Source organism: Aliishimia ponticola, from assembly GCF_004803475.1.
GTDB lineage: Bacteria > Pseudomonadota > Alphaproteobacteria > Rhodobacterales > Rhodobacteraceae > Aliishimia > Aliishimia ponticola.
This window is the reverse complement of record NZ_SRKY01000001.1, coordinates 409,350-422,405: the sequence shown is the minus strand read 5'-3', so window position 1 is coordinate 422,405 and position 13,056 is coordinate 409,350. Positions and strand designations below refer to the sequence as shown.

At 61.8% G+C, this 13,056-nt stretch carries 11 protein-coding genes; 6 read left to right on the top strand and 5 right to left on the bottom strand.

From position 1 onward, the window contains the following. The first annotated feature begins 114 nt into the window (after positions 1-114). The gene (locus E4Z66_RS02055; protein ID WP_136461270.1) at positions 115-1,407 is read left to right on the top strand and encodes a DEAD/DEAH box helicase; all 1,293 of its coding nucleotides are present in this window, start codon (positions 115-117) and stop codon (positions 1,405-1,407) included. 88 nt (positions 1,408-1,495) lie between these two features. On the opposite strand, the gene E4Z66_RS02050 is transcribed toward E4Z66_RS02055, so the two are convergent. Beyond that, the gene (locus tag E4Z66_RS02050) at positions 1,496-2,023 is read right to left on the bottom strand and encodes a hypothetical protein (RefSeq protein WP_136461269.1); all 528 of its coding nucleotides are present in this window, start codon (positions 2,021-2,023) and stop codon (positions 1,496-1,498) included. Positions 2,024-2,258: 235 nt separating this feature from the next. On the opposite strand from E4Z66_RS02050, the gene E4Z66_RS02045 reads away from it, so the two are divergent. Next, positions 2,259-3,884: a hypothetical protein gene (locus E4Z66_RS02045; RefSeq protein ID WP_136461268.1), complete on the top strand. Its 1,626-nt coding sequence runs from the start codon at positions 2,259-2,261 to the stop codon at positions 3,882-3,884. Positions 3,885-3,916: 32 nt separating this feature from the next. Here E4Z66_RS02045 and E4Z66_RS02040 read toward each other — a convergent pair whose 3' ends face one another. Both E4Z66_RS02040 and E4Z66_RS02035 read right to left on the bottom strand, forming a co-directional pair. Then, positions 3,917-4,339: a hypothetical protein gene (locus tag E4Z66_RS02040; protein WP_136461267.1), complete on the bottom strand. Its 423-nt coding sequence runs from the start codon at positions 4,337-4,339 to the stop codon at positions 3,917-3,919. A 126-nt stretch (positions 4,340-4,465) separates the two neighbouring features. Next, on the bottom strand, positions 4,466-4,705 hold the full coding sequence (locus E4Z66_RS02035; RefSeq protein WP_136461266.1) for a hypothetical protein: 240 nt from the start codon (positions 4,703-4,705) through the stop codon (positions 4,466-4,468). A gap of 110 nt (positions 4,706-4,815) precedes the next feature. On the opposite strand from E4Z66_RS02035, the gene E4Z66_RS02030 reads away from it, so the two are divergent. The 3 genes from E4Z66_RS02030 (at position 4,816) to E4Z66_RS02020 (ending at position 11,035) form a co-directional block, all read left to right on the top strand. Then, entirely contained in the window at positions 4,816-5,532 is a 717-nt protein-coding gene (locus E4Z66_RS02030) for a M48 family metallopeptidase (protein WP_136461265.1), read from the top strand. Then, positions 5,529-5,918, top strand: a complete 390-nt coding sequence (locus tag E4Z66_RS02025; RefSeq protein WP_425456090.1) for a YigZ family protein — start codon at positions 5,529-5,531, stop codon at positions 5,916-5,918. Before E4Z66_RS02030 ends, E4Z66_RS02025 begins: the two co-directional genes overlap by 4 nt. 122 nt (positions 5,919-6,040) lie before the next feature. Then, positions 6,041-11,035, top strand: coding sequence for an ExeM/NucH family extracellular endonuclease (locus E4Z66_RS02020; RefSeq protein WP_136461264.1), 4,995 nt, complete (start codon positions 6,041-6,043; stop codon positions 11,033-11,035). 73 nt (positions 11,036-11,108) lie between these two features. On the opposite strand, the gene E4Z66_RS02015 is transcribed toward E4Z66_RS02020, so the two are convergent. Together E4Z66_RS02015 and E4Z66_RS02010 are read right to left on the bottom strand one after the other, a co-directional pair. Continuing rightward, positions 11,109-11,324, bottom strand: a complete 216-nt coding sequence (locus tag E4Z66_RS02015; protein ID WP_136461263.1) for a hypothetical protein — start codon at positions 11,322-11,324, stop codon at positions 11,109-11,111. Positions 11,325-11,433: 109 nt separating this feature from the next. Then, entirely contained in the window at positions 11,434-12,033 is a 600-nt protein-coding gene (locus tag E4Z66_RS02010) for a lytic transglycosylase domain-containing protein (RefSeq protein WP_136461262.1), read from the bottom strand. A gap of 182 nt (positions 12,034-12,215) precedes the next feature. On the opposite strand from E4Z66_RS02010, the gene ssb reads away from it, so the two are divergent. Next, positions 12,216-12,716, top strand: a complete 501-nt coding sequence (gene ssb, locus E4Z66_RS02005) for a single-stranded DNA-binding protein (RefSeq protein ID WP_136461261.1) — start codon at positions 12,216-12,218, stop codon at positions 12,714-12,716. The last annotated feature ends 340 nt before the right edge of the window (positions 12,717-13,056 follow it).

Below are 13,056 nucleotides of genomic sequence, written 5' to 3'. Positions count from 1 at the left end.
CATCTGCATGTCCATTGGGTGTTCTGGCGGTTTCTCCTGCGCCGCGATCTCGCGGCCCAATCCGTATTGCCATGCCGTCACAGGACGAATGCGCATGGCCAGAAAGGAACTTACGTGTTCGATTTCCAAACGGGCGGCCTCAAGCCAGCCCTGACAGAGGCGCTGACAACAGCTGGCCTCACTCAGCCGACGCCGATCCAGACCCAAGCTATCCCCTTCGCCCTTGAAGGGCATGACGTGCTTGGCCTTGCGCAGACCGGCACCGGCAAGACGCTGGCCTTTGGCCTGCCGCTGATCAACAACCTGCTGGATATGCCCGGCCGTCCGGCACCGAAAACCGCCAAGGCATTGGTGCTGGCCCCAACGCGCGAGCTGGTCAACCAGATCGCCGACAGCCTGCGCACGCTGACCGACAAGACGAAAATCCGCATCGGCACCGTGGTCGGCGGACAATCCATCAACCGGCAGATCAACATGCTGTCGCGTGGGACCGATATTCTGGTGGCCACGCCCGGACGTCTGATCGACCTGATGGATCGCGGCGCGGTCGATCTGGGCACCGTCCGCTATCTGGTGCTGGACGAGGCGGACCAGATGCTAGACCTTGGCTTTATCCATGCGCTGCGCAAAATCGCGCCCGCGCTTGGCACGCCGCGCCAGACGATGCTGTTCTCGGCCACCATGCCCAAGCAGATGGAAGACCTCAGCCGCGCCTATCTGAACGATCCCAAGAAGGTGCAAGTCTCTGCCCCCGGCAAGGCCGCGGACAAGATCACCCAATCGGTGCATTACGTCGAGAAACCCGGCAAGCCCGCGAAACTGCGCGACGTGCTGTCCGAAGATCCCGGCGCGCCGACATTGGTGTTCTGCCGCACCAAGCACGGGGCGGAACGGCTGATGAAGGGGCTTGTCGCGGACGGGTACAAAGCGGCCTCTATCCACGGCAATAAAAGCCAGGGACAGCGGGACCGCGCGCTGAAATCCTTCCGCGATGGCGACACGAACATTCTGGTGGCAACCGATGTGGCCGCGCGCGGGATCGATATCCCCACCGTGGCCTATGTCATCAACTTCGATCTGCCCGAGGTGCCGGAAAACTATGTCCACCGTATTGGCCGGACCGCGCGTGCGGGCCGCGAAGGCGTGGCGGTTGCGTTCTGCTCTGCCGAAGAAGCGTCCTTGCTGCGGCAGGTTCAAAAGCTGATGAAGATCGAAATCCCGGTCGCCAGCGGCACGGCCCCGACAGGTCCCGTGTCCGAACAAAAGCCGCGTCGCGGTGGTGGTCGGCGCCGGGGTGGCGGCGGCGGCAATGGCGGCGGCGGTCAGAAATTCGGTGCAAAGCCGAACAACGCTGGCGCAGCCGCATCCAAGAAGCGGCGCCCGCGCAGACGGCACGCCGCAGCCTGAGACGGTTGCCTGACACCTTCACACACAAAAAATGCGGAGCCATAGGCTCCGCATTATCAATCGTTACCGTATGTCTTTCTAAAACCGGTCAGTTGCTGGCGGTATCGCCAAGTGTGCCAACCTTCAGAACGCCATCGGCCACACCGTCCGCAAAGGCGTTGACCATAGCCTGATAGAACTCGCGATCGCTCGGTGGGATGACGATCACGCCTGCGGGCATCGCCTCGTCACCGCTGCGGGCGGCGATCGAGATAGGGAACGACCGCCCACCGGTGGCTCCGTTCGGCGCGGTAATGTTTACGACCCCTTCGATTTCGTTAAACTCTGCACTGTCTGGCAGATAGGTATCACCATCCAGGGCGATCTTGCGGATGTCGACGGAAATCTCCGGGTCATTGGCGTTGTCGCTGGTCGCAACCCGCTGTGCGATGGCTTTTTGCACATCATTTTCAATGTCCGGGAACATTTTCAGCGCGTTTGAATCAGAGGCGGCGGAATAGCTTGCCTCGACATCGATTTCCGAGAATTTCAGCCCTTCGGTCGCGTCGGCCTGCTGCACAAGAGCGCCAGCGCTGACAGAGGCAGCAAGGGCAAAGAGTTTAAGACGCGTGAACATAAGGTTTCTCCTTCGTCATGTATCGCGGTGCGGGTTTCGGGGGGCCGGCTAAGTCCGGCGTTTGTCCCTGTCGCGCTTTCGCAGACACAACACCCCGGCGGCGCAATTGGTTCCCAAATGGGGCCAAGAATTTTGCGACCGCCTGTCCCGCGCACCACCCCGATTGCCCCTTTCCGCCCGGCGCAACACGGTGCTAGCATCACAGCGAAGCAATCGGGAACAAGGGCGCCTTGGCATGAGCTATCCATTTGATCTTGGGTCGTATTCCCGCCCCGCCAGCACGGTGGACGCGGCACAAGTCTGGAGCGATCGCGGCCTTGTCTGGCTTTTCGGGTATAACCACGAAGAAGCCATTGCCTGTTTTGAGAAAACTCTGGCCGCAGATCCCGGCTGCGCGCTGGCCCATTGGGGCATCGCCTATGCCATCGGCCCCAATTACAACAAACCGTGGGAGGTGTTCTCTCCCGAGGAGAAAGCCCCCGCGCTTGAACGGGCGCACCGGGCGCTGACCGACGGTCTGGCGGTGGCGGCAGGGCCGGAAAAGGCGCTGTTGGAAGCCTTGGCCGCGCGCTATCCCACCGACCCGGAGATCGAGGATTACGGCCCGTTCAATGACGGCTTCGCCGAGGCGATGGCGGGCGTTCATGCCGCCTACCCCGATGATCTGGACATCACCTTCGTCTACGCCGAGGCGCTGATGAACCGCACCCCTTGGAAACTGTGGGACTTCTGGAAAGGTATCATCAATCCCGAAGCATCGACGCAGGCCGCGATGGATGTGATGGACCGCGCCTTCACCCGGCCCGATGCCTGGGACCATCCGGGGCTTTTGCACATGTATATCCACCTGATGGAAATGTCGCCGCATCCCGAAAAAGCGCTGCGGCATGGGGATCGGCTGACCGGGCTGGTGCCCGATGCGGGCCATCTTGTCCACATGGCAAGCCATATCGACGTGCTGTGCGGCGATTACCACAATGTCGTGGTGCGCAATCGGGCGGCGGCCAAAGCGGATGAAAAGTTCAAAGCCTATGCGGGCGGCACCAATTTCTATGCGCTCTACCGCATCCATAACCTGCATTTCGTGCTTTATGGCGCGATGTTTCTGGCCCAGCCCAGTGTCGCGCTGGATGCGGCGCGGCGGCTTCGGATCGAGGTTCCCGATGAGGTCGTGCAAGTCTATCCCGATCTGTTTGAAACCTTCGTCGCCTCGCGCCCGCATGTGCTGATCCGGTTCGGGATGTGGTCCGAAATTCTGGAGGAACCCGTGCCCGAGGACGCGCAGCTTTACGCCGTGACGCAGGCGCTGGTGATTTATGCGCGCGCCGTTGCACTGGCCAATCTGGGCCGCCATGACGAGGCCCGCGCCGAGGGCGACAAGTTCCACGCCGCGTTTGACGCGATCCCCGAGGAACGGCTGCTGTTTCAGAACAAGGCGCGCGACTTGCTGGAAGTTGCCGGCGCGATGATGGAGGGCGAGATTTCCTTCAAGGCCGGGCGGCAGGCCGAGGGGCTGATCCATTTGCGCCGCGCGGTCGCGTTGGATGATGGGCTCAATTACGAAGAACCCTGGGCCTGGCCGCAGCCCACGCGCCACGCGCTTGGCGCGCTGCTGATGGAGGCCGGGGAGTTCGCCGAAGCCGAAGCCGTCTATCGCGCCGATCTGGGGCTGGATGGCAAATTGCCCCGCCCCAGCCAGAACCCGCGCAATGTCTGGGCCTTGCACGGGCTGCACGAATGTCTGCTGCGCCGAGGCGAAGAGACAGAGCGCCCGCATGTCAAAGCCTTGCTGGATCAGGCGCAAGCGCGGGCAGAAATCCCCATCCGCGCAAGCTGCCTGTGCCGCAGTAAAGCCGCCTGAACGGCGCGCTGGCCGTCAGCGTGCGTCAGGGATTATCCGATTGAAACGATCGCGCCGCCAAAGGCCGCGCCAAGCGCTGCCCAGGAAAAGCTCATCAGTTTGAAGGCTTTGCGTCCGCGCAACAGCGAGAAAACCGACAACAGCGCGCATAGCCCCAAGACGATCGCGGCCCCGCCCACCATGGGTTGGGCCGTGCCGATTTCCAGCAGCGTTTCGGGCGGCATCGTCATCAGCGCGTCGATCCCGACCAGATCGCGCAACGGGCGAAAGGCGGCAAAGCCCACTATCGCACCGGCCAGCGCCAGCACCAGCGAGGCGCGCGGCTTGTCCACTGCCGCCGCCGCTTTGACCGCGACCTCTGTCTCGCCCACACCGGCGAGCATTTCCACTTCAGCCCCCTGTGCCGTCCGCGCTGCGATACGCTTCAGGCGTTCTTCGAACCTTTTGTCCGTCATGTCGTCCACCACTTTTGACCACAGGCCGACATTCCCGCGCAAGTGGTGCGGGATTGTGGCGGGATAAAGGTGATTTGACGGTGGCGAGACCGCGCAGCGAAGTCCGTGACGCCCGGCGGCGCCGGGCTATTTTCCCGCCGGGCGCAGCTGGTAGATGCCTTCGGGCAGGTCCAGCGCCGCGGCCAGATCACGCAATTGTTCCGGCGACAGGACGATCCGCATCACCCGGTCCGTGCGCGCATCCAGCTGTTCGATCGCCACGCAATCTTCAAAGGCCTCGACCTTGACGTCTTCATGCAATGGCGCCGAGCCTTCATCCACAAGGGTGATCACGGTCGCGTCGAATTCGTGTTCGATTGTAAACATGACATGATCCTCGCCGCGTGGAACGGAATTTGCAACCTTTCGTGAAGGGCTGGCAGTCCGGTTCAGGCGTGTTAAACTTAGGCGTGAAACAGTAACTGCCGGAGTAAATGATGCAGCGTCTGACACTGTGCCTTGGTTTTGCGGTGGCCCTGCTTGCAGGCTGCGAGGAAATACCGACCAGCACCGCCCCGGCATCACAGCCCACATCAAGCGCCACGAGTTCGTCGGGCATGACGGCACAGCAGGCGGCGCGGTCCTTTGCGCAAGTGACCCGCCGGATGGAGCCCGTGATCGAATCCCAGTGCCGCGCCCGCACCTCTGGCCAGAATTGCGATTTCCGCATCGTGGTCGATGACAATCCGAAATCGGCGCCCAACGCCTATCAGACATTGGACGAGAACCAGCGCCCTCTGATCGTGTTCACGGTCGGGCTGATTGCCATGGCCCGGAACGAAGACGAGCTTGCCTTTGTCATGGGCCATGAGGCCGCGCACCATATCGAGGGCCACATCGCGCGCCAGCAGATCAACGCCAATGCCGGTGCAGTCTTGCTGACCGGGATCGCCGCCGCGGCCGGGGCTGACGCCACCGGCATTCGCAACGCGCAGCAATTGGGCCAAGTGGTTGGCGCGCGCAGCTTTTCCAAGGAATACGAATTGGAAGCCGATCAGCTTGGGACGATCCTGACCCATCAGGCGGGCTATGATCCGCTGCGCGGGTCGGAATTCTTCACCCGCATCCCCGATCCCGGCAACCGTTTCCTTGGCACCCACCCGCCCAACGCGCAGCGTGTGCAGATCGTCCGGAAAACCGCTTCCCAGCTGTGAGCCGCGACAACGCAGCCACCGGGTTGGTCCGGCTTGGCGTCGTGCTGACGGATAAGGGGTCGAAATATGCGGTCTCTGGCGCGCCAGTCACGGACCGCGCCGCGATCGACGCGGTTCTCGCCGAACTGAAATCCGACCGCAGCTACGCCAAGGCCACCCATAACACGTGGGGCGCAGTGCTGAGCGCGGGCGGCCCGATCAAGGCCGATGATGGCGAGGGCGGCGCGGGCATGGTGATCCTACGCGTGCTGGAGCGCGAAGGCTTGAAGGATCATCTGGTGATCGTCACGCGCTGGTATGGCGGTCGCAAGCTGGGCGGAGACCGCTTTCGCCATGTGCAAAGCTGCGTCTCGGAATACCTCGCTCAACTCACGCTGGAAAACTAGGCTTTGCCCGCCATGGCCGTGCAGCCCCCCCTGCAATTGGCCAAAGCTTTTGGACAGGCGAACAAAACTGACACATAGTCGTGTCAAAAGCCTAACAAAATTGACTCGGGGGATACCACATCATGAGCTTCTTTTGGCCCAGCTTCGTCTTTGGGACGCGGTTTTCTGACATTCTGAACGGCTCGTCGCGCAGCGATTTCATCTTCGGATTCGGCGGCGGTGACGTGATCCGCGCCGGCGCAGGTGCCGACCGGATCAGCGCAGGGTCCGGCGATGACGAGATCGACGCAGGCACCGGCAATGACTGGGTTCTGGCCGGATCGGGCGATGATGTGATCGTGACCGGCGCGGGCAATGACACCGTGTTCGGTGGGCGCGGCTTCGACACCGTCTCCTACGAGGGCGGCATCGGCGATTACACGATCACCACAGGCCGGGGCCGCGTGACTGTAACCTCGTCGCTGAGCGAGGATGCAGGCACCGACACGCTGCGCCAGGTCGAGGCGCTGTATTTCAAGGCGGACGATTACACGCTGTTCCTTGATGGGGCCAACAACGCGGTTCTGGCAGCCGATGACAGCGCCAGCACGGATGAGGGCATGATCCTCACGCTGGGCGTGGCCGATCTGCTGGCCAATGATCAGGAATTCGACGGCGACTTGATGACGATCACCAGCGTGGATGCGGTGTCTGCTTCGGGCGCGGCGGTCAGCCTTGCGGGCGGCACTGTCACCTATACGCCCGGCGATCTGTTCGACGCCTTGCAGGCGGGCGACACGGCCACCGATAGCTTTACCTATACCGTCGATGACGGCAAAGGCGGCACCGATACCGCCACCGTCACGGTCACGATCAACGGCGTGAATACCGGCCCGGTGCTGAGCGCCGACGCCGCTGTGACCATCGACGAAAACACTGTTCTGGTGCCTGCCAACGTCACCGCAAGCGATGTGGACAGCGCCCTTGTGACCTTTTCACTGGGCGGTACGGATGCGGCTTTGTTTGGTATCGACGCCAGCACCGGCGCAATCACCTTTCTCACCGCTCCCGATTTCGAAACGCCCGCCGATGCGAATGCGGATAACGCCTATGAGCTGGACATCATCGCCTCTGACGGGGATGGCGGCACGGCAAGTTCCGCGCTGACGGTCACGGTCGCGGATGTGGACGAAGTGCCGCCCGTGGACGCGCGGATCAACGAATTCCACTATGACAATGTGGGCGGCGACACTGGCGAGTTCATCGAAATCCGCACAGCCGCGGGCGATGACGTGTCCTTCCTGACGGTGGAACTGGTGAACGGCTCTGGCGGGGCGGTCTATGACAGCGAGTCTGTCGCAGCCATGACGATGACCACCGATGGCACCTATGATTACTATGTCTGGTCCCTGCCCTCCAACGGTCTGCAAAACGGCACGCCCGATGGGATCGTGCTGGCCAATGGCGGCGAGGTGATTGAATTTCTGTCCTATGAGGGCAGCTTCGAAGCCACCAACGGCGCTGCGGCGGGTCTGACCTCCACCGATATTGGCGTTATGGAAAACGCCGTCGATCTTGGCCTGTCGCTGCAACGCGAGGAGGACGGCACCTGGGGCGAGGCGCGGGCCGAAACCTCGGGCGGGGCGAATATCCTGCCGGTGGCGCAGATCGTGATCTCCGAGGTGATGCAGAACCCAAGCGCCGTCAGCGACGCCGATGGTGAATGGTTTGAACTTTTCAACGCGGGCGACAGCACTGTGGATCTGAACGGCTGGACCGTTTCGGACAATGACAGCGACAGCTTCGTGATCGACAATGGCGGCCCGCTGCTGATTGCGCCGGGCGCCTATCTGGTTCTGGGCAATAACGGCGATACGGCGACCAATGGCGGTGTCGCGGTCGATTACGCCTATAGCGGCATGTTCCTGTCCAACGGCGCGGATGAGCTTGTGCTGACCGATACCCTCGCGCGCGAGGTGGATCGCATTGAATGGGATGGCGGCACGGCGTGGCCGGACCCGAACGGCGCGTCCATGGCGTTGATCGACACCGGCGCGGAGAACAATGACGGCGCGAACTGGACCACGTCGGACACCGCCTATGGCGATGGCGATCTGGGCACGCCCGGCGCTGAAAACGCCGCCCCGGCAGAGCCGCCCGTGCTGGTGATTTCCGAGGTGATGCAGAACCCCGCTGCGGTGTCGGACAGCGATGGCGAGTGGTTCGAAATCTACAACCCCGGCAGCGACGATATCGATATCAACGGTTGGACGATCTCGGACAATGACAGCGACAGCCACACGATCGACAATGGCGGCCCGCTGATCGTTCCGGCGGGGGGCTATCTGGTGCTGGGCAACAACGCGGACACGGCCACCAATGGCGGCGTGCCGGTCGCTTATGCCTATGGCAGCGGGTTCTTCCTGTCCAACGGTGCGGATGAACTGGTGCTGACGGACCCCGCCACGGGCGAGGTCGACCGCATCGAATGGGATGGCGGCACGGCATGGCCGGACCCCAATGGCGCGTCCATGGCGCTGATCGATCCTTCTGCCGACAACAACGATGGCGCGAACTGGACCACCGCCGACACGCCCTATGGCGACGGCGATCTTGGCACGCCGGGGGTTGAGAACTTCGATACGACCCCGGTGATCGTCATCAACGAAATCATGCAAAACCCGTCGGCTGTTGCGGATGGATCGGGCGAGTGGTTCGAGGTCTATAACGCCGGAACAACGGTCGTGGACATGAACGGCTGGACCGTGTCGGACAATGACAGCGACAGCTTTGTGATCGACAATGGCGGCCCGCTGCTGGTGGCTCCGGGGGACTATCTGGTCTTTGCGAATAATGGCGATATGGCCACCAATGGCGGCGTTACCGTCGATTACGCCTATAGCGGCATGTTCCTGTCCAACAGCGCGGATGAACTGGTGCTGACCGCTGGCGACGGCACCGAAATCGACCGTGTCGAATATGACGGTGGTCCGGCCTTCCCCGATCCCACGGGCGCGTCGATGGCGCTGATCTCGGCCGATCTGGATAATAATGACGGCGCGAACTGGGAAACGGCAACGGACAGCTATGGCGACGGCGATCTTGGTACGCCCGGCGCCGCCAATGGCGATAGCGGCGGTGGCGGTGGCGGCACTGCCGAAGAGCTGCTGATCTCGCAGGTTCAGGGCACCGGCTCTGCCAGCCCCTACGAGACGATGGATGTGACCGTGAACGCCATTGTCACCTATACGGTCAGCGACGGCTTTTTCCTGCAGGAAGAGGACGCGGATGCCGATGGCGATGCCAGCACATCCGAAGGGATCTTCGTCTTCACCGGATCGGGCGGCACCCTGCCCTCGCTTGGCGATCAGGTCAGCGTCACAGGCACCGTCACCGAATATTTCGGCGAGACGCAGATGACCTCGGTCAGCGATGTGACGATCGTCTCTGGCGGCAATCCGATGCCGACCCCGGCGCAGCTTTTGCTGGGGCCGGATGCGACCGCCGCCGACAAGGAAGCGATCGAAGGCATGTATTTCGACCTGCTGAGCGGCACGACAGACCCGATCACCATCATCACCAATTTCAACTTCGACCGCTTCGGAGAGATCATCGTCAGCGCAGGTGTGCAATACCAGCCAACGCAGCTGTTCGATGCGCAGACCGAAACCGCCGAAGTGCTGGCCCTGATGGAGGACAATGCCAATAACACGCTCAAGATCGACGACGGGTTGAGCGCGCAGAACCCGACCGAGTTCGCCTATATCGCGAACACCAGTGCGGGCGATAACGGCAATGGTATACTTGATGCGGGCGATGTCTTTACCGCGGATGGGCCGACTGTCCGGCTTGGGACGGAATTTGCCAGCACGGCCAGCGGGGTCATGACCTATGATTTCGGCGCATATACCATGCTGGTCGATGGTACCCTTCCCCTGGACAGCGCCACCAATGAAGGCGCGCGCGACGCGGTGCCGGACGCGGTGGGCGGCACGCTTCAGGTCGGTGCCTTCAACGTGCTGAACTACTTCACCACGCTGGATGATGGCAGCGGCACGGTGGGGCCAAACGGGCTTGATCCGCGCGGCGCCACCACGGCCAGCGATTTCGACCGTCAGGAAGCCAAGATCGTCAACGCGATGGCGGCCTCCGGTATCGATGTCTTTGCCTTGCAAGAGATCGAGAATAACGGCTTTGGCGCGGATAGTGCATCGCAGGCGCTTGCTGACGCGCTAAGCACCGAAACCGGGGAAAGCTTTGCCGTGGTCGATCCGACGGGCGGCGCGGCCTATCTGGGCACGGATGCGATCAGCACGTCGATCATCTATGACAGCAACAAAGTCACGCTGGTGGACAGCGCGTCCATCGTCTTTGCCGAAACCTCTGCGGCGGATACTTTCGCCAAGGTCGATCTGCTGACCGATCTGACCGGCGCAGGCAGCATTGGCGACTTCCAGCGCAACCGCCCGGCGGTCATCGCCACCTTCGAGGACAATCTGACCGGCGAGCAGTTCACCGTTGCCTCCGTCCACTTCAAGTCCAAGGGGGATAGCGGTCTGCAAAGCGCGCTTGACACGGCAGAGGCCTATCTGTCCGCCAATGCCGCCACGCTGAGCGCGGCAGAGGTCGCGGAAATCGAAGCTGCCATCCTGGATCTGGCCACGGATGCCAATTTCGATCAGGGCAATGGTCAGGCGTTCTGGAACGGCGTGCGCACGGATGCGGCGGATGAGCTTTATAGCTTCCTGAGCAACGAATATGGCGGCTCTGGCGTGGACAATTACGTGATCCTCGGCGACTTCAACGCCTATACGCAAGAAGACCCGACCCAAGCCATCAGCGAACAGGCCGATACGGTCGATCTGCTGGCGGAATATGTCGGCGAGGATGCCTATAGCTTTGTCTTCGACGGGCAGCGCGGCGCGTTGGATCAGGTGATCGCCGACAACGGCTTTGCGGAGAATGTCACCGGCTTGACCGAATGGCATATCAACGCGGACGAGCCGGATTTGCTGAACTATTCCAGCACCTTCAACGATGAACGGTTCTATTCGGACGATCTGTTCGCCTCGTCCGACCATGACCCGGTCATCATCGGGCTGGACTTCTTCGACCCGGTGGACACGATCCTCGTCTGATCTGTCCGATCTGTTGGATTGGGGCCCTCTTCGCGGGGGCCCTTTTCCTTTGTGCTTTTATCGGATCGCTGCCTCAGTGGCGGTGGGCCAACAGGCCCGCCAGAACGGCTGCGCCAACGGCAACGACGACCGGATCGACACTGGGTTTGCTGGGTTTGTGCGTCTTGTGAACGACAACGACTTGGCGGCCATTACGATCCGCATGTCGCTTGCCCTGCTGCGCGAAAGAGGTCGTGGGGGCGGCCACCAATGCGGCCATCAAGAGCATTGCGGTGAGTTTCTTGAACATGTGTCAGCTCCGTGCTGGTTGGATTACCCACCCTACACGCGCCCGCTGCACCATTCCGTCGCGGACGAGCTGCCAGCCCGCCGGACATGGCGAAAGTACAGGGCGAAAATCAGCTGCCCCAGATTTTCTTCACGTAGTTCCGCGTTTCGCGATAGGGCGGCACACCGTTGTATTTCTTCACCGCACCCGGCCCCGCATTATAGGCGGCCAGCGCCAGTCGCCAGCTGCCAAAGGTTCGGTATTGCTGGCTGAGATAGCGCGCGCCGCCTTCGAGGTTCTCGTAGGGGTCATGCGGGTCCACACCCAGCGTCTTGGCGGTAAAGGGCATCAACTGCGCCAGACCGATCGCGCCCTTGTGCGAGCGCGCATTCGCCTTCCAGTTGCTTTCCTGCTGGACCAGCCGCAGGAACAGGTCTTCGGGCACGCCATTGCGCCGCGCCGCATCGCGCGCCATCGCCAGATAACGCCCCTTGTAGCGACCGGTATAGGCTTTGCCGTCATCCCATTTGGTCGGGGTGTTCACTTGCGGCGGCTGCAACCGGACAGAGCTGTTATATTGCTGTTTCGCGCGGGAATCCAAAATCTTGGTCTGCGACTGAAACAGTTTAGAACGGCTCTTTGTCGAAAACACATCCGCACTGGCAGGCTGACCCGCCAAAAGCAGAACGCTCGACCCGAGCGCCAGCAAAGAAGTTACGCGTGACCCCATGTCCCGGAAATCCCAAGTTCCAAATTAGACGGCACTATACCCGTTTTTTCCCGTTTGCCCAGACATGACGGTTCTGCGGCTGCACGGGTGTGTTTCCTGTGTTCCAACCGGACCTCTGCCTTGATAACTTCCCCCAACCCCGCGTGGCGGGATTCGCGGCGTCTGATCAGGAAGGAATGCGCATGGCCGGTTCGGTGAACAAAGTTATCCTCGTAGGGAATCTGGGGCGCGACCCCGAAGCGCGCACCTTCCAGAATGGTGGCAAGGTGGTGAACCTGCGCATCGCGACCTCCGAGACCTGGAAAGACCGCAATTCCGGTGAGCGTAAGGAGCGCACGGAATGGCATTCGGTCGCGATCTTTTCGGAGCCGCTGGCGCGGATTGCGGAACAGTATCTGCGCAAAGGCTCCAAGGTATATATCGAGGGCCAGCTTGAAACGCGCAAATGGCAGGACCAGTCGGGTCAGGACCGCTATTCCACGGAAGTGGTGCTGCGCCCCTATCGCGGCGAACTGACCCTGCTCGACTCGCGCGGTGAAGGTGGCGGCAATTACGGCGGCGGCGGCGGTGGCGGCTCGATGGGCTATGATGACCGGGACAGCGGCTATGGCGGCGGTGGCGGTGGTGGCGGCAGCCAAAGCCCGGCCCCCTCGCGCGATCTGGACGACGAAATCCCGTTCTGATCCAAGCGATCCTGGCCCGGACCAGATCCGGGCCGCGTGGCACAGCCACAGAACAAGACGTGAAAAGGGGCGGTGTTCGGCACAAGCCCCTTATCAGCCCCTCCCTTCACCAGAAGCATCGATGATCACCGCCGGGTTGGTCTGGGTTACCAGATGGTCTGTTGTCCGCTTTGAGCCCAATCCGACGGATGCTGCGTCGCAAATCAATGGCTGCTATTCAGAGCAATTGCGTTTGACTGGTGTCGATGCTCTATGATGGGCTGATATACGAACTTGTCCGAACGTTTTGGTCTCGCGGCACACCATCCAATCAAAATCCAGCGTCTCGGACGCGGACATC